This is a genomic window from Mucilaginibacter sp. P1_D10 (genome assembly GCF_056406215.1).
The window spans coordinates 91,687-114,053 of the sequence record NZ_JBFUAP010000013.1 but is presented as its reverse complement, the minus strand read 5'-3'; the positions used below and the strand labels follow the sequence as shown (position 1 = coordinate 114,053).

Genomic DNA, 22,367 nt, shown 5'->3' with positions numbered 1-22,367 from the left:
CGGCTATTCATTATGCTACCCATGTCCTTCAAAAAAACCTGCTTTTTTATGGCGTTTTTGGCTATCGCTGCCAACCAAACCCAGGCCCAAACCATTAAGGCCCGCAAGCCATCGCCATACTTTTCAAACAGCTTCAAAGCACTGCAGACTGGTTTTGCAACCATCCCCGATTCGGTGCAGACAAGCGTGTATTGGTATTGGATATCGGGTAATATCTCCAAGGAAGGCGTTATAAAAGATTTGGAGGCCATGAAGAAAGTCGGCATCAACCGGGCCTTCATCGGCAACATCGGGCTCGACAACGTGCCCGACGGCAAAGTGAAGATGTTTTCAAACGAGTGGTGGGATATCCTGCACACGGCTCTCAAAACAGCTACGCGGCTCAATATCCAGATCGGTATATTCAACAGCCCGGGCTGGAGCCAATCCGGCGGGCCATGGGTTAAGCCGCAGCAGGCAATGCGCTATTTAACTTCATCGCAGTTAATGGTAAAAGGGCCGGTATTGCTGAAGCAGAAGTTGGTAAAACCCAAGGATGATTTCCAGGACGTGAAGGTAATAGCCTACCCCGTAGCCGCCGATTATGCGGCAGATATAACTGCCTTAATACCACAAACGGCATCCACCCCCGCTGTAGATTCCCTGAGCAATTTATTCGACGATAACGAACATACGGGCATCAGGCTTAAAGCGGGCATCAAATTTTCGGTAGATGTGAATGTAGAGACGGCTTACACTCTTCGAAGTGTGATAATAAACACCAGCCAGCAGCCGGTGTATCTGATAGGCGATGTGCAGGCCAAAACCAACGGCGGCTACGTAACCCTAAAGCATTTCGAGATAGACCGTACCAACCCCGAACTCAACACCGGGTTTACCCCATACGGCCCCGCAACCATTTGGGTACCTACAACTACGGCAACCAATTTCAGGGTAGTGTTTACCCGGGTGTCGGGCAATTCGGGGCTAATGGGATTGAAATTATCGGCAGTGCCGGTGGTAGATAGTTACCTCGAGAAAACGCTGGCCAAAATGTGGCCCACGCCGCACCCGTTCTGGACGGCCTACCAATGGCCCTTACAGCCGAGCGACCCAAACAAATATGCCATCGACCCTAACAAGGTACAGGATATATCTGCCGACATGACCGCAGATGGTACGTTTAGCTGGCAGGTGCCTGCCGGCAATTGGATAATAGAGCGCACAGGGATGGCACCCACTACCGTTACCAATTCGCCGTCGCCGCCCGAAGGCCGGGGACTGGAGGTAGACAAGATGAGCACGCAGCACGTTACGGCCCACTTCAACGCCTTTATGGGCGAGATATTGAAACGCATCCCCGCGCAGGACCGAAAAACCTGGAAAGTGGTGGTGGAGGATAGCTACGAAACCGGCAGCCAGAACTGGACGGATAACCTAATTGCCGAGTTTAAACAAGCCTACAATTACGACCCAACGCCCTATCTCCCCGTGTTGCAGGGCAAAGTGATTGGCAATATAGATATGGCCGACCGTTTTCTTTGGGACCTGAGACGGCTGATTGCCGATGATGTCTCTTACAAATACGTGGGCGGCCTGCGCCGAATAAGCCATAAGAACGGCCTGACCACCTGGCTGGAGAATTATGGGCATTGGGGTTACCCCGGCGAGTTTTTGCAGTACGGAGGGCAATCTGACGAGATAGGGGGTGAGTTTTGGAGCGAAGGCGACCTTGGCGATATAGAAAACCGCGCAGCATCCTCATCGGCGCATATTTATGGCAAGATTAAAGTATCTGCCGAATCTTTCACCGCGGCGGGTGCCCCCTTTGGGCGTTACCCGGCTTTATTCAAAAAACGCGGTGACCGCTTTTTTACCGAGGGAATAAACAACACTTTGCTGCACGTATATATATCGCAGCCCGCAGATGCCTTGCCGGGTTTAACGGCCTGGTTCGGGGTGGAGTTCAACAGGCTGAACACCTGGTTTTTTGATATGGATGTGCTGCTGCAGTACTTAAAACGTTGCAACATGATGCTCCAGCAAGGCCAATATGTAGCCGATGCCGCGTACTTTATTGGCGAGGATGCCCCCAAGATGACGGGGGTAACAGACCCGGCATTGCCCAAAGGCTACTCTTTCGATTACATCAACGGCGAAGTGATAAAGCAAAAGCTTACCGTAAAAAATGGCAGGCTCACCTTGCCTAACGGCATCAGCTACGGCATTTTGGTTTTGCCCAAACTGGAAACCATGCGCCCGGAACTATTGGCCAAAATAAAAGAACTGGTGCAGCAGGGCGCAGTAGTGTTGGGGCCGAAGCCTTCGAGGTCGCCCAGCTTAAAAGGTTACCCGGCAGCAGATAAGCTGGTGCAAACCATGGCAGGCGAGCTTTGGGGTAAAGTGGATGGCATTACTACCAAGGTTAACCATTACGGCAAAGGCATGGTAATGAGTGGGATGGATATGCAGCAGGCCTTGGATATGATTAAAGTAATCCCCGATTTTAAGGCGATGGGCAGCGACGAGGTTTTGTTTATCCACCGACGGCTGAAAGAGGGCGATTTGTATTTCGTATCTAATCAAAAAGATGCACCCGTAAAAATAGGGGCGGAGTTCCGCATCACAGGTAAAACGCCCGAACTGTGGGATGCTACATCCGGCGCCATGCGCAGCCTGCCGGCCTATCATCAAACCGGGGCGACAACCCTTGTGCCTCTACAACTGGCCCCGCTGGAGAGTGCGTTCATCATCTTCAGGAAAGCAGGTGCGCAAGGTGATACCACCAGGCAGAATTACCCCAAACCGCTAAATACGATCAGCATCACCCAAACCTGGATGGTAAGTTTCGATAAAAACATGCGCGGCCCTGCAAAGCCCGTAAAGTTTGGTACTTTAACAGACTGGGCTAAAAACGCCAACGATAGCATCAAATACTATTCGGGAACGGCCTACTACCGTACAACTTTCGATGCCGGCAAAATACAGCAGGGGAGCAATTACATCATCGATCTGGGCTTAGCCAGGTCCATAGCCAAAGTGTTTGTAAACGGCGTAGAATTAGGCGGCGCATGGACCCCACCCTACCGGGTAGATATAACCCGCGCCATAAAACCCGGACTGAATAAACTCGAGATAAAAGTAGTGAACAACTGGGTAAACCGGCTGATAGGCGATGCGCAGATGCCCGTGGGTACACGACCAACATCTGTACTGTTCGGCCCGGGCGCGCATGATGGTTTGCAACAATCGGGCTTATTGGGGCCGGTTAAGATTGAGGTGATTAAGTATTAGGAAAAGCATAAATCCGTAAAAAAGCCATTAAACTGGATATTCCGGAGGCCTTCACCATGTAATTCTGTAGGATGTAGAGCAGCTATTTGCGTAATCATTTTCAACAACGGCAGTTAAAAATCAAAGAGTCTTCAGGACTTTGTTCAAGTGCCGCCGGACGGCAACACTCTCGCTCTTTGATTTACTCAACGGCGAGACACAACAGTTCTTTTTTGTATGAATCGCATAAGGGTATCTTTGTATGCCGCTCCAAGTGGAAGGGAACGGCGATCAGGCATGACCACCATATTGCCCTCTACACTTTGTAACAGATCGAGATTGATCACATAGGATTTATGAGTCCGCAGAAAGCGGTCGTCTGGCAAAGCCTCAGCAATTTCTTTCATGGTCAGGTAGGTAACGTGTTTACCTGAGGCGATGGTGTGTATGACAACATAGTTTTTCAATCCTTCTATGTATATGATATCCGGGTAATTTATTTTGATGAGCTTGTTCTTTACACCGGGATTGATGAAAAAATGGTCATGGGAAACAGTTAGTTCCGGGCCTTTTTGTTCAAGCATCAAGTTGACCTTTTGAACAGTCCTCATGAATTTGGCAAATGAAACAGGTTTTAGCAGGAAATCATAAACATTTGTATCGAAGGCGTCGAGCGCATAACCGGAGTGTGCGGTCACATAAATAACACCCACATTCGCTGGTATTAACCGGGCAAGTTCAAGGCCGGTAAGTTCAGGCATATCGATATCCAGGAACACCAGGTCTGGAGCGGGGCCGTTAAGTATTACTTGCAAGGCGGCCGTAGCACTGTTGAACGTATGCAATAGATTTAGCATTCCCGATTTATTGATATAATCGGATAATGTGTCCGTTGCATAAGATTCGTCGTCGACGATGATACAATTGATCATTTGAATATTATTGTTAATTGAAGTTGGTAATGTTTTTCGGTATCTCTGATATCCAGAACATAATTATCCTTATAGTGAAGCTCGAGCCGCTTTACCACATTTGACATCCCTGTGCCCGAACTGATGATATTCTGCCGCTCGTTCTTTTGATTGCGGATCAACAACTTCAGTTGCCCTTCCCCCACAAACAAGTCAATAACCGCGGCCTCTTCCGGATTGACCAGTTCGCCATATTTAAAGACATTCTCAATGATGGTCATCAATAGTAGCGGGGGTATCTTCGCATCGGCAGCATTTCCGGAGACCCGGAGTTCCAGCTTCAGGCGATGGCCGAACCTATACTGGTTGATCGTCACGTAATTCCTAATATGCTCGATCTCCGATAAGGCCGTCACTTCCTGGTCTAATTGTGAATTACTAAAAGAATAGTGCATCATATCGGCCAGCAAAGTAACCGTCTCGCCTGCTGTCGCAGATACTTTGTAGACCTGGTTATGAATGAACCCCAAAACATTGAACAGAAAGTGCGGATCTATCTGGGCTTTCAAATAACTGTTCTCGGCGATCAGGAGTTGTCTTTCAACAGTCTCTTTTTGAATGAGGTCTTCCAGGCGCTGTTTCTCCAGCCCGGCTATCACGCGCGCCTGTTGGATGCCAGATAAGGCAAACCAATAGCCGGTGCTTATACCAATGAAATAAATAAAACGCCATAAGCTTTGTATAAAAAACGTTTCGTATCCGGGCATGTTCGCTTCAACATAGATACCATAATATAGCAAACACGCGTAAAGTACTTTTTTTAATAACATGTAGACAATAAACTCCAGCAAAACCAATACGATCACCAGCACCACTGAACTTTTGCTTCTACTGCGCGCGCGCTGCAAAACCAGGTAAGTATTGGCATAGAACAGGCCGATGTTAAGCATGTAATGGCCTGCGTAGTCAAAGAACGATGAAAGTTTTCCTCCAAAACTATATGCGACGAGAACCTCATAACTTATAAACAGCGCCCAAGATACCACATGCAGTTGTGGGTTGCTTAATTTGAACGAAATCTTCTTATAGACCATGGTAAGCTAAAATAGCGTTTTTGCCCTGAGTATAGCGAGTTTCGTGTAGTTTAATTCCACGCCTCCATTAGTGCTGATAACTTGAACGAAAACTATCACCTATGAAAGTTAAAACAGCGCTGAAACTGAATGTAAGGCGTATCGCTTCTTTCAAAAGACCGGCACGCCCCCTTAATTTAGGGAAACAGACCCGATCACAACCACGACAGTGACGGTAACACACATCACTATTTGCAATAAGTGACCTCAACAGGGGGCGGCCGGCGGGCGCCTCCTGTTCTTCGTGTTTTGAAAATGCGATATGATTTCATCGTTACAAAATGGCAGTTGGTGTAACAAAATTTCAATTGAAGTACACCTCCTTTAACTTGGCCCCTATACCGCATGCTTACGGTAACCGCTAACGGACGTGAAAAATTTCAGTTGCCGGGAGAAGAGTTATATAAGGTCTCGTAAAACAATAAACAGCTATGAAAATCAAATCAACGATATTACTATTTGCCATTGTACAGTTATTCTCTTTGCGGGCGTCAGCGCAGAACAATAGGCCGACGGCCATTAGCGGCAAGATCAATCATGGCGGACAGCAAATGCTCATGCTTTCATCGGATACTTATATCCCGAACAGTAAAAAGACAATGGCTGATTCGGTGAAATTAGAAGGAGGCGAATTTTCCTTTAATACCAAAGCGCTCCCGGCAGGCCTCTACAGTGTTTTTCTAAAAGGCAATGATCGTTTTATTGTTGTGTTTCTTGATGGAAGCCCCATCAATTTGACCGGGGACGCCGCCGCACTGAACGCTGCAGTGATCACCGGGTCCCGCGAACTTGACATCCGGAACAAATTCCGAAGTGTATTACGCCCCCTAAAAGACCGGGAAGAGGAACTATTTACCAGACTGATGGCAATGAACAGTGCCGGTAAGGCAGATTCGGTAAAATTGATGAAAGGTAAACTTGACACTTTACAGAAAAAGATCTTTAGGAATGTGGACAGCCTGATAAAAACGTACCCGGACTCTTATGCGGCACTTGAAGCATATACTCAATATGACAAACGTATCTACAGTGACGAGGCCGTTCTTAGCAACCTGGATAAAATGCCGTTGCGCTACAAAGCGATGGATAAATACGCCGAACTTAAAAACACGATCGTAGCGAGAAATACCTTTGTGCCGGGGAACGCTTTCAAGAACTTTGCACTATCAGACATAAATGGCAAAGTGGTCTCGACCGCTTTGCACAAAAATTATCTGATCGTTGACTTTTGGGCCAGCTGGTGTGTTCCGTGCAGGAATCAAACGCCTACATTAAAAAAGTTATATCGCGCTTTTCGAACCAAGGGCCTTCAGATCATATCTGTATCCGTAGACGAAAAAAAAGAGGCCTGGAAAAAAGCAGTAGCGGACGACGGCATGTCCTGGACTCAACTGATATCCATTAAAGGGCAGGATCCAGCACTTAAAGCATATGCCATCAACGACATACCCTTATCCTACATAGTTGATGAAAAAGGGATGATAGTGGCGAAGAACCTTACCGGACGAGAACTGGAACAAAAGATTGCGCAATTATATGAAGGCCGTTAGCGTAGAACCCCAACTAATGCTGAGCAGAAGCTAACTTCTACTTAGGGAAATCCTGAAAATAAATTTGGTGTTTAGCTGATATAGCTATTTTTGAAGTGCCCAGAACGAGATTCGAACCTGTCTGTCGACAGGCAGGCTCGTACATCCTTACGAATGCCACCCCCTTCAAGATGGTTTTAAGTGTGCCCAGAACGAGATTCGAACCTGTCTGCCGACAGGCAGGCTCGTACATCCTTACGAATGCCACCCCCCCCCTTCAAGATGGTTTTAAGTGTGCCCAGAACGAGATTCGAACCTGTCTGCCGCCAGGCAGGCTCGTACATCCTTACGAATGCCACCCCCTCAAGATGGTTTTAAGAGGCATTATTATCAGTAGATAATCGTTTTTTTAAATAAGCTTTCCCCACGCCCGACTTTAGGTATTTTTCGCGCTGCCTTGCTTCAGTTCGCGTCGGATACTCCTCCAATAAAATTGTCTTGAATGGTTTATAAGGCTTCGTCGTTTTATTGTAGCCATTATTATGGTCGGAAATCCTTCGTTCGATATCCGAAGATAGGCCGACATAAATATAGTTCCTGCTTAAGCTGCTAATCGCATACACGAAAAACATGATAGAAAAGATTTTTTGAAGTGCCCAGAAAAAGATTCGAACCTGTCTGCCGCCAGGCAGACTCGTACATCCTTACGAATGCCACCCCCTTCAAGATGGTTTTAAGTGTGCCCAGAACGAGATTCGAACCTGTCTGCCGACAGGCAGGCTCGTACATCCTTACGAATGCCACCCCCCTTCAAGATGGTTTTAAGTGTGCCCAGAACGAGATTCGAACTCGTACATCCTTACGAATGCCACCCCCTCAAGATGGTGCGTCTACCAATTTCGCCACCTGGGCCTATAATCAAACAAAAAGTCTCAAGTATAAAGCTAAGCCTACTTCAGACTCAAAACTCCAGACTTAAGACTTCTAATAATGGATGTGCCCGAAGAGAGACTCGAACTCTCAAGAGACAATTCTCAACGGCTTCTGAGACCGCAACGTTTACCAATTTCGCCATCCGGGCATTATAGAACGATTTTCCCTTTAATATTTGCTGGCTTGCGGCCATACAGCTATTGCGGGCTGCAAATATAATGCTTTAGCGCATCCAAATAAAAATAAATGCAAAATAAGCTGCGTTTTGCATTTACGGCTGTAAAAGCTACCTTCGGCATAACCAATTATATAATTCAATGATCAGGAAAACTTGTGTGGCGTTGCTGCTTATGCTTGCATGCGCGTTTACGGCATCCGCCCAAAAGGCCGATGCCATCTTAGGCAAATGGATAAACCCCAGCGGCGAGGGGCAGGTGCTTATTTTTAAAAAAGGCGATAAGTACTACGGCAAGCTGGCCTGGATGAAAGAACCCAACGATGCCAACGGCAACCCAAAACTTGATGCGCTTAACCCCGATAAGGCCCTGCAATCGCGCCCCAAGCTGGGCATCGAGTTGTTGAAGGATTTTACTTTCGACGGCGACGACGTGTATGAAGACGGCACCATCTACGATCCCAAATCGGGCAAAACCTACAGCTGTAAAATGACGCTGAAAGGCGATATTCTCAAAATTCGTGGCTATATTGGCATATCCTTATTTGGGAGGAGCGAAAACTGGGCACGTGTAAAATGAAACTGAAAACCATTATCTGCGCCGTATTGCCGGCATTGCTGTTCATCGGCACAAATTTAAAAGCACAAACTATTAAGCTGGTGCATGATGGCACCCGCGTTAGTATGCGAGGCTTATCTGTGGTAAACGATAGCACTGCCTGGGTAAGCGGCAGCGGTGGTAATGTGGGTATTAGTAACGATGGTGGTAAAACTTGGGCTTTTCAGCAGCTGAAAGGCTACGAGAAGTTCGACTTTAGGGATGTGGAAGCCTTCTCTGCCAAAGAGGCTGTAATCATGAGTTCGGGGACGCCTGCAGTGATATTGAAAACCACCGATGGCGGCGCCACCTGGCAGGAAAAATACCGTAAAACCGATAGCGTATATTTTTTAGATGCCATGGATTTTGCAGATAAAAAGCATGGCTTTATTATGGGCGACCCGATAAACGGCAAGTTTTTATTGCTGGAAACCAAAGATGGCGGCGAAACCTGGAACGAAATGGCCACTGCCCCTGCTGCTTTAAAAGGTGAAGCGGCCTTTGCGGCAAGCGGCACCTGTCTGCGGGTAAGTAAAGAAGGTATTGCTTTGGTCACCGGCGGCACAGCAAGCCGCCTGCTTACTTACAGTTTTAAGGACCGGCGTGAGTGGGTTGCCACCGACCTGAAAGTGTTGCACGGGCAACAGAGCCAGGGTGCCTTTTCACTGGCAACAGTTCAAGGCACGGTGATTGTTGGCGGTGACTATTCAAAACCAACAAGAGCCGATTCTATAGCTGAGTATTATGGAACGAATATTGGTTATATTGGGCCGGAATGGAAACTTGCAGCCGCGCATCCTGTAGGTTTCCAATCATCAGTAGAGTATTTAAAATACGATACGTTTATTTCCACGGGCACACCCGGAAGTTGTATTACCACTAATAGTGGTAGATCCTGGATTAAAATAGACGACAAAAGTTACAACGTTTGCCGTAAGGCAAAGAAGGGAACCCTGGTGTTATTTGCAGGCGACAGGGGTAAAATAGGAATTTACACCCCTTAATAACTGATAATGAAAGCCTTATTTTTTACTTGAAAATAATTTTAAAATACACTTGCAGGCAATATAAAATCGGCGTATATTTGCACCACTTTAAACGGAAGCGCTGGCAGCAGCGAAACAAGTTGAAAAGGATGATTCCGTAGCTCAGCTGGTAGAGCATAACACTTTTAATGTTGGGGTCCTGGGTTCGAATCCCAGCGGGATCACAAGACCACCCAACAGGTCGACGTTTATAGCTAAAAGGCGCATGAAAATGCGCCTTTTCTGTTTAAAATGTTTTTTTAGCCATACCTAAAAAAGATAAACAGGTCATTTCAACTTATGGTGCTGTGTTTTGATTTCAAATGATAAAAAAGTTTTTTGATCTAACCGAACGAGTGCTGGTCCAGATCATTTCAACTTATGGTGCTGTGTTTTGATTTCAAATGATAAAAATGCTTTTTGATCTAACCCGAACGAGTGCTGGTTCTATATGCTTATTTTAAGATCGCTGTATTTAAAATAACCAATGTTCATGTTACATGAACATTGGTTATTTCTGAACAAATATTTGCATTTAAACATAATGTTCATTATTTTTGATTGTTCATGTTTATTGAACACCATTGAAAAATGAACATAAAAGAAAGAAATTTACTTTATCAAGCCACGGACAAGCTACAAGAACTAACTGGCGCCACAATGCGCGATCTGAGCGTAAGGGCTAAAGATAATTATGCTGAGCGTGACGGCACCATTGCCCTGACCTTCGGCGGAATCACCGTGGAATTTTATGTAGAGATCAAAAACGAAGTGCGTGGCAACACCATACCTGTGGTACAGACCCCAAACTTTTACAGAAGACGGGATACCCTGCTGATCTGCGGGTATATCACCAAACCCATGAAAGATGAGCTGCGACACCGTCAGATTAATTACCTGGAATTGGCCGGAAATTGTTATATCCAGACCGAGGGCATCTATATTTATATCAACGACCAGCAAGTCACCGAAACCCGCACCGCACCGCAGGGCAAACTCTGGAAAACAGCCGGTATTAAATTCCTGTTTGCCCTGCTCAACGACCCCAAACTTCTAAGACAGCCTTACCGTACAGTCGCTGACCGGGCAGATATTGCGCTGGGCAATGTCGGTGCGCTGATGGACGAAATGGGTCGTGAAGGCTATTTAAAAGAAGGGCTAAATAAAACCGTATTCATTGAGCGCCGGGAAGAATTGTTTGGCCGTTGGGCCGAAGCTTATCGCAATATCCTCCGCCCGAAGATCACCGCGGGCACTTATCGATTTGTCGATAAAAGCCTTACCGATCACTGGAAAGAACTGCAACCAAAAACATTTCACTGGGGCGGGGAAAATGCCGGAGCACTGCTGACCGGCTATCTGAGGCCGGAAAAATTCACCATATACGCAATAAACTTCCGACAGGAAGTTATGAAGGAACTAAAATTGTTACCCGATCCGGAGGGGCCGGTGGAAATTCTGCATCAGTTCTGGAAAGACATCCAGGAAGAAACGCAAGTTACTGTCCCGCCTTTGCTGGCTTATGCCGACCTGGCCACCAGCCTCGACAGCAGGAACCGCGAAACCGCTGAAAGATTAAAAAAACAATACTTAGATTAACATGCTGACCCAACCATTATTAAACATGCTGGCTGGCATAGAAAAGGTATTTGGTGAATTGGACATCGACTTTTATCTGGTAGGTGCCGTTGCCCGTGATATCCAATTTTCACTAAAAGACGAAAATATACGCGCACGGGCGACGGAAGACGTTGACATTGCTGTAATGGTGAGCGACCAAGCGCAGTACACGGCCATAAAAAAAGCATTGATCGCTTCCGGTGACTTTACTGCCCAAGAAACCGAAGCTATTAAACTATATTATCAGAATGCTATTGAAATTGACCTACTACCCTTTGGCGATATCGAAAATGAACAGCGTGAGATCAAATTGACCGACCCCATGTTTATCCTGAATATGCCGGGCTTCAGCGAGGTGTTTCCCTATGCCGAAGCTGTACAGCTCAGCGAAGAACTGAATATACGGGTCTGCACTTTGGAAGGCATAATTCTTCTCAAACTGATCGCCAATAACGACAGGCCAGGCCGCACCAAGGACATCACGGATATCGAGCACATTATCGCCAATTACTTTGATATCTCAGACGTGGATATTTATAGCGACCATTTCGAGGTCATGGACTATTATGACACGAAGGATCGTGAATATATTCCATTAGTCTGCGCCCGGGTCATCGGCCGAAAGATCGGGCAGCTCCTGCAGGAATCACCTGAATTACATGAACGGATAGCCCGAATACTAACAGGCCGCCCGACTACTTTATGGAACGCCATCCTTGATGGACTGAATGATAATTGAATTACTACTCAAGCTCAATTTATATGAAATTTTGACGCTGAACACAAATCTGAGTTTATATGCAATTGCATATAAAAATGCCACTTTAGATATATTTATATGCAATTACATATAATTTGAATCATCCAAGCCGGAGCGTTTAAAGATTTTCACAGGGATCATGGGTCGTAATTCAGCAGGTTCACTTTCAAAAACGACAAAAAAATACAATCATTAAAAATGGGCATTTACTTATAAATAATTGAATATTAAACTATTACATTAAAATCAAGGCATCAATTTATCGGATATTAGAGCACCAAAATTCAGTACTTTTTCATCTGTCAATGCCCAAAACAGTGCCCTTATTTCAAAAAACACTTTTAACACTTATGTAAGTGTCTGTTTAATAATTACTTATATAATCGCCCGAATAAATGATTTTTCGTTCCAGCGGGATCACAAAGACCACCCAACAGGTCGCAAATTCAAACAAAAAGAGCTTCTTGCAAAAGAAGCTCCTTTTTGTTTGAAAAGGTTTTTTTGGCCATCCTGCCAAAAAATAAACAACTCAGGGAGTAATACAAACATTCAACATTATTCATGCTGCAGTATAATTACTTCAATTGCACTTTAAATACGTAAACAGGTATTTCATCGGGCAACACAGATGGCACACTACAGTTTAATCCGTTTTTATTTTGGTTCCATTTAACCGCAGTTTTTGCCCCAAGCAAGGTTACTTTGGCCACCGTAAACTTATCAGCACTAATACTTTTGATATTTATAGCCGGTTGCTTCCAGCTACGTGCAAAAACGTAGATCACTTTCCCTTTTGCCGCAAAATAAATGTCGGGCAGTATTGCTTTAGAAGTGGCATCATTATCAACATCTATTTTTATTGCGCTTGAACTAAGTGTAACCTCAGATACCTGTTCTCCGGCAACCATCCATGGCTTTGTGCCGTAAATTGCTTCACTGTTTATATTCATCCACTTCCCAACAGCTTTTAATCTTTCAATTGCCTGTGGAGGAAAAGTTCCATCACCCTTGGGGCCAATATTCAATAAAAGGTTCCCACCCTTACAAACAACCTCAACCAGTTGCCTCACAATAAGCTCGGGACTTTTCCATTCCGTATCATGCTTATTATAACCCCAACCCTTACTCATGGTAATGCAAGACTCCCATGGTTGATTATCTGTTTTATCTGTGATCTGCTGCTCGGATACTTTAAAATCGCCCCACCCGTTGCCCACACGGTTGTTTACTATACAATTTGGCTGTAACGATTTGACCATTGCATACAACTCTTCACTTTGAGGCTTGCTTATCCGTTCGGGTGTATCAAACCAAATAACACTAACAGGGCCATATTCAGAAAGTAATTGCTTTACCTGAGGTTTTACTTTTCTTTCAAAGTATTTCGAAAAATCTTTTGCATCTTCATTTGGATAATCAACCACATTACTTCTGCCTCCCTTTGTTGGCCAATCGGTAGCTACATTCGGATCCTCCCAATCTCTTCCCAAAGAATAATAAAAACCTAACTTCATCCCGTATGCTTTACAAGAATCGGCAAGCTCTTTAAGAGGATCTCGTTTAAAAGGGGTTTGTTTTACAATATTATAATCGTTTGTATGGGAGTTAAACATGGCAAAGCCATCGTGATGTTTGGATGTAATAATTATGTATTTCATTCCGGCCTGCTTAGCTGCTTTTACCCATTTACCGGCATCAAATGAGGTTGGGTTAAAGTCTTTAGCCAAACTGCCATATTCTTTCAGCGAAAGTTTTTCATAGATCATAAAATGCTCATTGCCTTTATACGGCTTGTCTTTCCAATCGCCTGCTGCCTGCGAGTATAAACCCCAGTGCAAAAAAAGCCCAAACTTTGCATCGCGCCATTGTTGCATTTGGGCATCTGTAGTAGCAATAGGTGTTTGCGCATTGCCAATAGAGCAAAATGCAATTAAACAAATTGTAATACCAATTAAAACTTTAAACCTTAAATGTTTCCTTCTCATTTTTTATTTAATACTGAATTATATTTAACCTGATCGTTTTCAAAATCATATGCTACCGGGTTCTTTATTTAATTATATTTTCCTTTTACTCCGCTTATACAGGTTCGCAGGTAAATTGAATACTAATAGAATTATAAATGTCTCACTGATAATACGGGAAATAGAAGAAAAAGAAGGGGGAGATAAATGTTGGGTTTCACAGAGATCTGTTTTTAATTGTAAATATAACACTTTCTCGGCTGAGAAAAAAGCGCCTCCAGACGCGGCAGATCCTAAAGCACAGGAATGGGAAAACCTGGCGTGGAAATTTCAAGAGCCATTGCCCTGGGCTAAAGAAGGTGAAAAATGGATAACAATGGACAAGATATTTCAGCTATCATAATATGAAGATCTTAACCTGCGTAAAACCTCGGCAACTGGAATATGGTACAGCTAAACTAATTAATATAAAGCGGGAAAATGCAGACACACTCGCTGTTATGCGGCAATAACAATGGTTGTGCAAACCAATTTTAAAACCTTGATGCAAGGTTATGGAAAAAACAATACATTCGGGTTTTTATACCGGTTTAAAGTTCCTAATCGCATTTTTTTGCTATTACCACATTGTGGAACGCGTTAAAAGTATAATCCGGACGCTTTGTATATTGCTACCATGCATAACGTGCGCCCAATTCCGGTAAATGAAATTTTAAACGCTACAAATAGGGATGTTTTCAAGCAAAATTCTGGATATCAACCTTAAAGCTGGCCCCTGTTAGATTATCAATATCAACGTTGCTTAGATGACACCATTAATTAACACTACACTATGATTATAAAGACCAAATTTCCTAAAGTTGTAAAACGTATATTTTTTCTCATTGCGTTGATCAACTGTTCATTTTGCGTTTACGCAGCAGATAATGTCTACAATGTTAAAAATTACGGTGCCAAAGGCGACGGAAAATCGATGGACGCACCTGGTATTAATAAAGCCATTGAAGCTGCTGCTGCCAACGGAGGTGGGACGGTATTAGTACCGGCAGGCAATTATCTGTGCGGTTCAATTCGCCTTAAAAGCAATATTAATTTATTAATAGACCAAGGTGCTACAATTATTGCAGCAACTATTGCCGAAGGAGGTATTTACGACGAACCCGAAGTACCTGAAAACGATAAATATCAGGATTTTGGGCATAGCCATTGGCATAATAGTTTAATATGGGGTGAAGATCTGGAAAATGTGTCGATAACCGGTACCGGCATAATTCATGGTAAAGGCCTTGTTCGATACAACGAAAAGGGCGATAAAAGGGGAAATAAGTCTATCGCATTAAAACGCTGCAAAAATGTTTTACTGCGCGATTTTACAATTTATGAAGGCGGTTGGTTTGGCATACTGGCAACTGGCGTTGACAACTTTACCCTTGATAACCTTAAAATCGACACCAACCGCGATGGAATTGACATAGATTGCTGCCACTATGTTACGGTTTCCAACTGCAGGGTTAATTCACCAAATGATGATGGCATTTGTTTAAAAAGCAGCTTTGCGCTAAATCAACTTCGCACAACGGAAAATGTTACTATCACTAATTGCATTGTAAGCGGCTACAACATGGGCTCCGTGTTAGACGGTACTTATAAAAGGATGCCGCCATCAGATAATTTTGATCGTGGACCTTTTGGCCGGATCAAGTTTGGAACAGAATCGAATGGCGGGTTTAAGAATATTACTATTTCAAACTGCGTATTTGACTACTGCCGCGGTTTAGCAATAGAAACAACTGATGGGGCTTCAATTGAGGGTGTAACAGTAAATAATATTACCATGAGGGATATTGTTAACTCCCCCATCTATTTGCGGATCGGAGGCAGAATGCGAGCGCCTGAAGGCACCCTCCCTGGTCAGTTGAAACGAGTTAATATTGGAAACATAGTAGCCTACAACGTCGACCCAAGACAAGCTTCAATTATTAGTGGAATTCCATCAGCTTACATTGATGATGTTAGTCTGCATGATATCCGTATATACACTACAGGCGGCGGAACGCTGGCGCAGTCTAAGAGAGATATGCCAGAAGTTATTACAGACTATCCTGAACCTGAACGACATGGCATAACGCCTTCTTATGGTTTTTATGTGAGACATGTAAAAAACATTAACATGCACAACATTAAAGTAATGTCTTTAACAGCCGACCACCGCCCTGTATTTTTCTTTGATGACGTAATTGGTGTGCAAGCTAGTAATCTTGGTATAGCAAAGCCGACAGGAGAACCCCGGATAACGTTTAAAAATGTTGAGAACATCAGTTTGAACACGGTTACCGAATTAAAGAACACTACAATTACGAAATCTGCAACTACAGAGTTAAAGTAATAATAACGTTATGAATAGGCCATGTTACCAACGTTACGTGGCCTATTTGTTGGTAAGCACAAGTAATCTATAAGGAATGTTTTGCCCCCCGATTACGTATACAGGCGATAAAAGCTAATCGGATATATATAACAATTGCGAGCAACATCCTACCGCCTATCAGGCTGGTTGACCATGAGCGCACATTGATGTATTGGCAAATTGGGCAGCGCATTTTCGAAGAAGAGCAGCAAGGGAAAGACCGGGCTGATTATGGTAATTACCTAACTAAATTCATTGCTGATCAATTAGAGCCGGAATATGGTAGCGGATTCTCGAAACGGCAGATAGAGTTATTTCGCCAGTTTTACCGCACATTCCCAATTGCGAATACACTGTATTCGCAATTGAGTTGGAGTCAAAGGCCAATTTACAAACGGCCGTTAGCATCTCAATTAGGTAAGCTTCCTTACCATCTCAATGTGTTCTATCCCGTCTTCATCATAGGTTTCGCCATCGGTAGCAAAGCCCAGCGAACGGTAAAACGGCAGCGCATAGGTTTGCGCGCCAATGCGGATATCCTGCGGGCCAAAAAGGTCTTTACAGCCTTGTATGGCAAGTTCCATCACCTTTCGGCCCAGCCCGCTGCCCCTAAAAGCAGGCGAAGTAATTACCCGCCCGATTGCTGGTTCTGCATACGATAAACCGGCAGGCACCAACCGGCAATACGCGGCAAGCTGGCCGTGGGCATACAACAACAGGTGATGGCATTGCTGGTCCTTATCGTCCTGGTCTAAAAACACACAGTTCTGTTCTACTACGAATACCTCGCTACGCAGGCGCAGTAGTTGGTATAGTTCATCTACGGTGAGTTGGGCGAAGGGGAGGAGTTTATGGGTGAGGTGCATGGGGATAGATTATCCAGCAAAATTAATTTGATAAATTGATTTGAAGGCGGCGAACGAAGATATTTTATCAGCGCATTCCAATTTTACGACTTCGCCCCAAATTTTCTATAAAATAAAATTGGAAAAACATGTCCCATGCATGGAAATTCAATGAGTGAATAAGTGGTATCTGTACACTTATTAATACTGGCCCTGCCTGAGGTATTTTATTGCCCTTAATTGAATTCGCGGACATAGTTAAGCCACGCAACATAATGGTAACAAAAATTATATTAAGTGTTTATATTACAATTAAAATAAATTTTTCATATTTGGGACTAATTAACCAAAGTTAAGGTGCCCTATGCGCCTTGCCAATTATAAACAATTGCGTACGCTCCTATAATGCTGCGCATGCTACAATAACCTATATGATGAATTTAAGGAATTCCGCACTCATTTTAGCCGGGCTTGCAACATGCATAGCTGTTAGCTGTACCGGTCCGCAATCTGCCGATAAATCGGCCAAAGACACAACTACGGCAACGCTTAGCGTCGACACCGCAAGTTTCGATACCACCATCAACAGCAAAAGCGTAAAACTGTACAAATTGGTCAACAAAAATGGCGCAAGCGTTAGCATAACCAATTACGGTGGCCGCGTTGTTCGTTTATTGGTGCCTGATAAAAGCGGCAAGCTTACCGATGTAGTATTAGGCTATCGGAACTTAAAGGACTATCAAAAAAAGGGTGAGCCATACTTTGGTGCTATCATCGGCAGGTATGGCAACCGCATTGCCAATGGCAAGTTCACGGTTGCTGGCAAAGCTTACCAGGCCGATCTGAACGATGGCGTGAACACGCTGCATGGCGGTTCTAAAGGCTTCTTCGGGCAGGTATTCACGGCTTCTCAAAACGGTCAAACGCTTACTCTGGAGTACACCTCGGCCGATGGCGAAGGTGGTTACCCGGGCACCGTATCGGTAAACGTGGTGTACACCCTTACCGATGATAACGCCCTCGAAATTGCTTATACCGCGAAAACAGATAAAGAAACGATACTGAACCTGACCAACCACGCCTATTTTAATTTAAACGGCGCGGGCGACAGCACCATACTGGATAACGTACTGCAGATAAATGCCGATGCGTTTACGCCGGTGAATAAAACGCTGATCCCAACAGGGGAGCTGAAACCCGTTAAAGGCACGCCCTTCGATTTCCTTACTGCAAAAACTATCGGCAAGGATATTAACGTAACCGACGAGCAATTGGCCAACGGCAAAGGTTATGACCATAACTTCGTGCTCAATAAAGGCAATGCAACCACGCCGGTTGCAACGGTATCCAGCACAAAAACCGGCATTGCCATGGAGGTTTACACAACCGAACCCGGCCTGCAGTTTTACAGCGGTAACTTCTTAACCGGCGAAACGCATGATGGCAAAGGCGGTGCAGCATATCCTCACCGTTCAGCATTTTGCCTGGAAACCCAGCATTTCCCCGATTCGCCTAACCAGCCTACTTTCCCAAGCACGCTGTTAAAACCGGGCCAAACGTATCAAACAAAAACTACCTACAAATTCCTGGTAAAATAAGCTTATAGCGGCGTATAGATATGCTACAATAGATGAGAGATATGAAACGGTTTTGCTTATTCTTCTTGCTTATCCCCGCCTTGCTGAAGGCGCAGACCAGCGCTACACTGCAGGAGTTCCCTTTGCGGGATGTGAAACTTTTGCCGGGAATTTTCAAAGAACAGGAGCTGACCGACCTTAACTACGTCTTGAAATTGAACCCCGACAAACTCCTGGCTCCCTTCAGGCGCGAGGCGGGCCTTCCTAAAAAGTCGGAAAGTTATGGCAACTGGGAAAGCTCCGGGTTGGATGGGCATATCGCCGGGCATTATCTCTCTGCATTGGCCATGCTATACGCCAATACCAACGATAAGCGAATATTAGAACGTTTAAATTACACCATTGCCGAATTGAAGCTTTGCCAGGATAAAAACGGCGATGGTTACCTGGGTGGTGTACCCGGCAGCCACCAGCTGTGGGTAGATGTACACAAAGGGAATTTCGAAACATTTAATAAAAAGTGGGTGCCTTTCTACAATATCCACAAGATGTTTGCAGGCTTGCGCGATGCCTATTTGTACGACGGTAACCAAACCGCAAAGGCAATGCTCATCAAATTTGCCGATTGGTTTACGGGCATCTCATCGGTATTAACGCCCGAGCAAATGCAGCGATTGCTGCAAAACGAACATGGCGGCGTTAACGAAGTGCTTGCCGATGTTTACAGCATAACCGGAGATAAGAAGTACCTTGATGCGGCGTACGCCTTTTCGCAGCAGGCCATTTTACAACCGCTTGAAGATGGTAAGGATAAGCTGGATAACTTACACGCCAACACGCAAATACCAAAAATTATCGGTTTTAAACGCATTGCCGACTTAGGCAAAGATACCAGCTATAACAACGCCGCGAAATTCTTTTGGCAAACGGTGGTGAACCACCGCTCGGTTGCTACAGGAGGCAATAGCGTGCGCGAGCATTTCAACCCCGCGGCAGATTTCTCTACTATGATATCGAGCGTGGAGGGCCCCGAAACCTGCAATACCTACAACATGCTTAAACTTACCGAGCAGTTGTATTTATCAGACCCTAAGGGCCTTTATATGGATTACTACGAACGGGCCCTGTACAACCATATCCTCACCACGCAACGGCCGGGGCAGGGGGGCTTTGTATATTTTACGCCCATGCGACCGGGGCATTACCGTGTTTATTCTCAGCCCGAAACCAGCATGTGGTGCTGCGTAGGCTCGGGTATGGAGAACCACGCTAAGTATGAGAAGATGATTTACAGCCATTCGGCCAATGCGCTGTTCGTGAATCTCTTTATCCCTTCTCAGTTGAAATGGAAAGAGAAAGGCCTGACCTTAACGCAGGCAACTGCTTTCCCCGAAAATAATACCACACGGCTAAAGATCGATAACCTTGTAAAAAGCAATTTCACGCTGAATATCAGGTATCCGGCCTGGGTAAAACCGGGTAGCTTAAGCATCACCATAAATGGCGTTAAGCAATTGGTTAAGCCAACGGCTTCGTCCTATATAGCGTTAAACAGGAAATGGCGCAAAGGCGACGTGGTAGCGGTAACCTTGCCCATGCAAACAACTACTGAAAGGCTTCCGGATGGTTCTAATTACGAGGCTGTGCTGCGCGGGCCCATTGTGCTGGCCGCCGTAGTTGATACCGCCAACGAACAGGGACTTAATGCAGATGATAGCCGTATGGGGCATTCGGCGCGGGGCGAGCTATACAAAATAACGGATATGCCGGCTTTTGTGAGCGATGCCAACAACGATGCTTCGATGATACAGCGCGATAATAGCGCGCCCTTAACGTTTACTGCCCAGGATTTGATTTATCAGCCCAGGTACAAGAATTTAAAACTGGTACCCTTTTATAAAATACACAACGCCCGCTATGTAGTGTACTGGCGTAAAGAATCTGCAAATGGTTTCGCCGCTTTGCAGCAAAAAATGGCCGATGAGGATACCCGGATAGCAAACCTGATGGCCAAAACGATCGACGTGGTTAGCCCTGGCGAACAGCAGCCCGAATCTGACCATTTCATGGAGAGTGAACGCACTTTTAGCGGTGTAACTTTTAACCGCCATTGGCGCGCTGCGGGCGGATGGTTCAGCTATTTGCTTACCGATAAAAATCACGAAGGCAAAAAACTGAGCATCACCTATTACGGCAACGAATGGAACCACCGGTTCACTATCATGATCAACGACCGCGAAGTGGCAAAGGTGGACCTGAAGAACGCCAAACCCGATGAGTTCTTTACCGAAGAATATGCCTTACCCGCTGATATCAAATACACCGATAATCAATCCTTCAGGGTAAAGATCGTAGCCGAAAACGGCGCGGTGGCAGGCCCGGTTTACGAAGTTAGGTTGTTGAAAGAGTAAGGTTAAATCTACGTAGCTGTTTCGGAGCGGGTCATTAGTGGGCAAAACCAAATCCCGCAAATGTTTACCTTTGCGGCTCTTATGATTTCGCTGGCAAATTTTTCTTACATCATTGAAGTCCTGGGAACGGTGGCGTTCGCCATGTCGGGCGTGTACGCTGCTTTAGCAAAAAAGCTGGATATCTTCGGCGTGCTGGTGATTGCCTTCGTAACGGCCCTTGGCGGCGGTACGGTAAGGGATGTGCTGATCGGCGCCACGCCGGTAGCCTGGCTTAAAGATACGCACACACTGCTCATTATTTTGGCCACGGTGGCCGTTGCGTTGCAGTTCAGGAAATGGATGGGCAATTTCCAGCGTACCCTGATGGTGCTGGATGCCTTGGGCCTGGGGCTGTTTACGGTTATCGGCATTCATAAGGGCCTTACATTGGGCTTTAGCCCGGGTGTGTGCATTGCGCTTGGGACCATAACAGGCTGTTTCGGCGGCGTGGTGCGGGACATCATGCTGAACCATATCCCCGCACTTTTCCACGTGAAAGAGCTTTATGCAACAACCTGCATTGCCGGCGGCCTGGTGTACTTTGCGCTAAGAGGCTGGCTGGGCGAAGAACCCGCCCAGGGGATTGCCGTAGCGACGATTAGTACGCTGCGGATTATCTCCTATCTCAGGAAATGGTATCTGCCGCCGTTATGATTTATCTTAGGTGTAAAAAACGTCAGATTCAATTGGCGATACTAATAGAACCCTGAATAATCCGGTTTATAATTAACTTAACCCCATGGACGATTCGCTTGCACTATTGCTTATTTACCTGGTTTTTGCCGGGATTTCTTTTGGCGTTTACAAGCTTTTAGGTAACAGTAAAATGCTTGTGGCCCTAATCTCTGCGTGGGCTTACCTCATTGGTATATATTTTTATTTTGAGCTGATAAACAAACTGCACCAATATTTAAGGGATAGCGAAATGATGAATATTGATTTTGGGCACGCAAGTATTGGTTTAGTGCTTTTAATGTTTTTTTGTTACGTTAACGCTATTGGCTTAATTATTTTTTCTATTTATAAACGGAATAAAACCAATTACAGCAATTAACAAAAGTCAGGTAATCATTTACAGATATGGCTGCTATGCCTTCTTTACCTCCGCTAGCGCACGCATGTGCCCAAACGCAAAGTAGCCACCATGAAAACATTCTGCCTTTGATGGTCTTGTGACCAACAAACCGG

Annotated in this window: 17 protein-coding genes, 3 tRNA genes and 1 pseudogene; 14 read left to right on the top strand and 7 right to left on the bottom strand. The window is 45.1% G+C overall.

Going from position 1 to position 22,367, the window contains the following annotated elements:
* The first annotated feature begins 21 nt into the window (after nucleotides 1–21).
* Complete coding sequence (locus tag AC1DYT_RS20215) at nucleotides 22–3,273, top strand: glycosyl hydrolase (RefSeq protein ID WP_477471332.1); 3,252 nt, start codon at nucleotides 22–24, stop codon at nucleotides 3,271–3,273.
* 185 nt (nucleotides 3,274–3,458) lie between these two features.
* Here AC1DYT_RS20215 and AC1DYT_RS20210 read toward each other — a convergent pair whose 3' ends face one another.
* Together AC1DYT_RS20210 and AC1DYT_RS20205 are read right to left on the bottom strand one after the other, a co-directional pair.
* Complete coding sequence (locus AC1DYT_RS20210; RefSeq protein WP_477471331.1) at nucleotides 3,459–4,184, bottom strand: LytR/AlgR family response regulator transcription factor; 726 nt, start codon at nucleotides 4,182–4,184, stop codon at nucleotides 3,459–3,461.
* Complete coding sequence (locus AC1DYT_RS20205) at nucleotides 4,181–5,257, bottom strand: sensor histidine kinase (protein ID WP_477471330.1); 1,077 nt, start codon at nucleotides 5,255–5,257, stop codon at nucleotides 4,181–4,183. Before AC1DYT_RS20205 ends, AC1DYT_RS20210 begins: the two co-directional genes overlap by 4 nt.
* A gap of 470 nt (nucleotides 5,258–5,727) precedes the next feature.
* Between AC1DYT_RS20205 and AC1DYT_RS20200 the strand changes: the two genes are divergently transcribed.
* Nucleotides 5,728–6,846 carry a redoxin domain-containing protein gene (locus AC1DYT_RS20200; protein WP_477471329.1) on the top strand — a complete coding sequence of 373 codons (1,119 nt, stop codon included), beginning with the start codon at nucleotides 5,728–5,730 and terminating at the stop codon, nucleotides 6,844–6,846.
* 353 nt (nucleotides 6,847–7,199) lie between these two features.
* Here the strand turns inward: AC1DYT_RS20200 and AC1DYT_RS20195 are convergent, their stop codons facing one another.
* The 3 genes from AC1DYT_RS20195 to AC1DYT_RS20185 form a co-directional block, all read right to left on the bottom strand.
* Nucleotides 7,200–7,457: a GIY-YIG nuclease family protein gene (locus AC1DYT_RS20195; RefSeq protein ID WP_477471328.1), complete on the bottom strand. Its 258-nt coding sequence runs from the start codon at nucleotides 7,455–7,457 to the stop codon at nucleotides 7,200–7,202.
* Nucleotides 7,458–7,653: 196 nt separating this feature from the next.
* A tRNA-Leu gene (locus AC1DYT_RS20190) sits at nucleotides 7,654–7,737 on the bottom strand.
* A gap of 85 nt (nucleotides 7,738–7,822) precedes the next feature.
* A tRNA-Leu gene (locus AC1DYT_RS20185) sits at nucleotides 7,823–7,906 on the bottom strand.
* 169 nt (nucleotides 7,907–8,075) lie between these two features.
* Here AC1DYT_RS20185 and AC1DYT_RS20180 point away from each other — a divergent pair.
* From AC1DYT_RS20180 to AC1DYT_RS20160, 5 genes are all read left to right on the top strand, one after another.
* Nucleotides 8,076–8,513, top strand: a complete 438-nt coding sequence (locus AC1DYT_RS20180) for a DUF2147 domain-containing protein (RefSeq protein ID WP_477471327.1) — start codon at nucleotides 8,076–8,078, stop codon at nucleotides 8,511–8,513.
* The gene (locus tag AC1DYT_RS20175; RefSeq protein ID WP_477471326.1) at nucleotides 8,510–9,535 is read left to right on the top strand and encodes a WD40/YVTN/BNR-like repeat-containing protein; all 1,026 of its coding nucleotides are present in this window, start codon (nucleotides 8,510–8,512) and stop codon (nucleotides 9,533–9,535) included. The genes AC1DYT_RS20180 and AC1DYT_RS20175 overlap by 4 nt, the downstream gene beginning before the upstream one ends.
* A 133-nt stretch (nucleotides 9,536–9,668) precedes the next feature.
* Nucleotides 9,669–9,741 (top strand) — tRNA-Lys (locus tag AC1DYT_RS20170).
* A gap of 406 nt (nucleotides 9,742–10,147) precedes the next feature.
* Nucleotides 10,148–11,155: a type IV toxin-antitoxin system AbiEi family antitoxin gene (locus AC1DYT_RS20165; protein WP_477471325.1), complete on the top strand. Its 1,008-nt coding sequence runs from the start codon at nucleotides 10,148–10,150 to the stop codon at nucleotides 11,153–11,155.
* Between the two features lies 1 nt (nucleotide 11,156).
* Entirely contained in the window at nucleotides 11,157–11,915 is a 759-nt protein-coding gene (locus AC1DYT_RS20160; RefSeq protein WP_477471324.1) for a nucleotidyl transferase AbiEii/AbiGii toxin family protein, read from the top strand.
* 596 nt (nucleotides 11,916–12,511) lie between these two features.
* Here the strand turns inward: AC1DYT_RS20160 and AC1DYT_RS20155 are convergent.
* Entirely contained in the window at nucleotides 12,512–13,921 is a 1,410-nt protein-coding gene (locus tag AC1DYT_RS20155; protein ID WP_477471323.1) for an alpha-L-fucosidase, read from the bottom strand.
* 115 nt (nucleotides 13,922–14,036) lie between these two features.
* On the opposite strand from AC1DYT_RS20155, the gene AC1DYT_RS20150 reads away from it, so the two are divergent.
* The 3 genes and pseudogenes from AC1DYT_RS20150 to AC1DYT_RS20140 form a co-directional block, all read left to right on the top strand.
* Complete coding sequence (locus tag AC1DYT_RS20150; protein WP_477471322.1) at nucleotides 14,037–14,303, top strand: L-rhamnose mutarotase; 267 nt, start codon at nucleotides 14,037–14,039, stop codon at nucleotides 14,301–14,303.
* A gap of 429 nt (nucleotides 14,304–14,732) precedes the next feature.
* Complete coding sequence (locus tag AC1DYT_RS20145) at nucleotides 14,733–16,286, top strand: rhamnogalacturonidase (protein ID WP_477471321.1); 1,554 nt, start codon at nucleotides 14,733–14,735, stop codon at nucleotides 16,284–16,286.
* A 65-nt stretch (nucleotides 16,287–16,351) separates the two neighbouring features.
* Nucleotides 16,352–16,675: pseudogene (locus AC1DYT_RS20140) on the top strand (DUF1016 N-terminal domain-containing protein); the annotation flags it as partial.
* A 45-nt stretch (nucleotides 16,676–16,720) separates the two neighbouring features.
* On the opposite strand, the gene AC1DYT_RS20135 reads toward AC1DYT_RS20140, so the two are convergent.
* A complete protein-coding gene (locus AC1DYT_RS20135; protein WP_477471320.1) occupies nucleotides 16,721–17,173 on the bottom strand; it encodes a GNAT family N-acetyltransferase in 453 nt (150 codons plus the stop codon).
* 410 nt (nucleotides 17,174–17,583) lie between these two features.
* On the opposite strand from AC1DYT_RS20135, the gene AC1DYT_RS20130 reads away from it, so the two are divergent.
* The 4 genes from AC1DYT_RS20130 (at nucleotide 17,584) to AC1DYT_RS20115 (ending at nucleotide 22,233) form a co-directional block, all read left to right on the top strand.
* The gene (locus tag AC1DYT_RS20130; protein ID WP_477471319.1) at nucleotides 17,584–18,750 is read left to right on the top strand and encodes an aldose epimerase family protein; all 1,167 of its coding nucleotides are present in this window, start codon (nucleotides 17,584–17,586) and stop codon (nucleotides 18,748–18,750) included.
* Between the two features lie 41 nt (nucleotides 18,751–18,791).
* The gene (locus AC1DYT_RS20125) at nucleotides 18,792–21,140 is read left to right on the top strand and encodes a beta-L-arabinofuranosidase domain-containing protein (protein ID WP_477471318.1); all 2,349 of its coding nucleotides are present in this window, start codon (nucleotides 18,792–18,794) and stop codon (nucleotides 21,138–21,140) included.
* Nucleotides 21,141–21,221: 81 nt separating this feature from the next.
* The gene (locus tag AC1DYT_RS20120) at nucleotides 21,222–21,833 is read left to right on the top strand and encodes a trimeric intracellular cation channel family protein (protein WP_477471317.1); all 612 of its coding nucleotides are present in this window, start codon (nucleotides 21,222–21,224) and stop codon (nucleotides 21,831–21,833) included.
* A gap of 85 nt (nucleotides 21,834–21,918) precedes the next feature.
* Nucleotides 21,919–22,233 carry a hypothetical protein gene (locus AC1DYT_RS20115; protein WP_477471316.1) on the top strand — a complete coding sequence of 105 codons (315 nt, stop codon included), beginning with the start codon at nucleotides 21,919–21,921 and terminating at the stop codon, nucleotides 22,231–22,233.
* The last annotated feature ends 134 nt before the right edge of the window (nucleotides 22,234–22,367 follow it).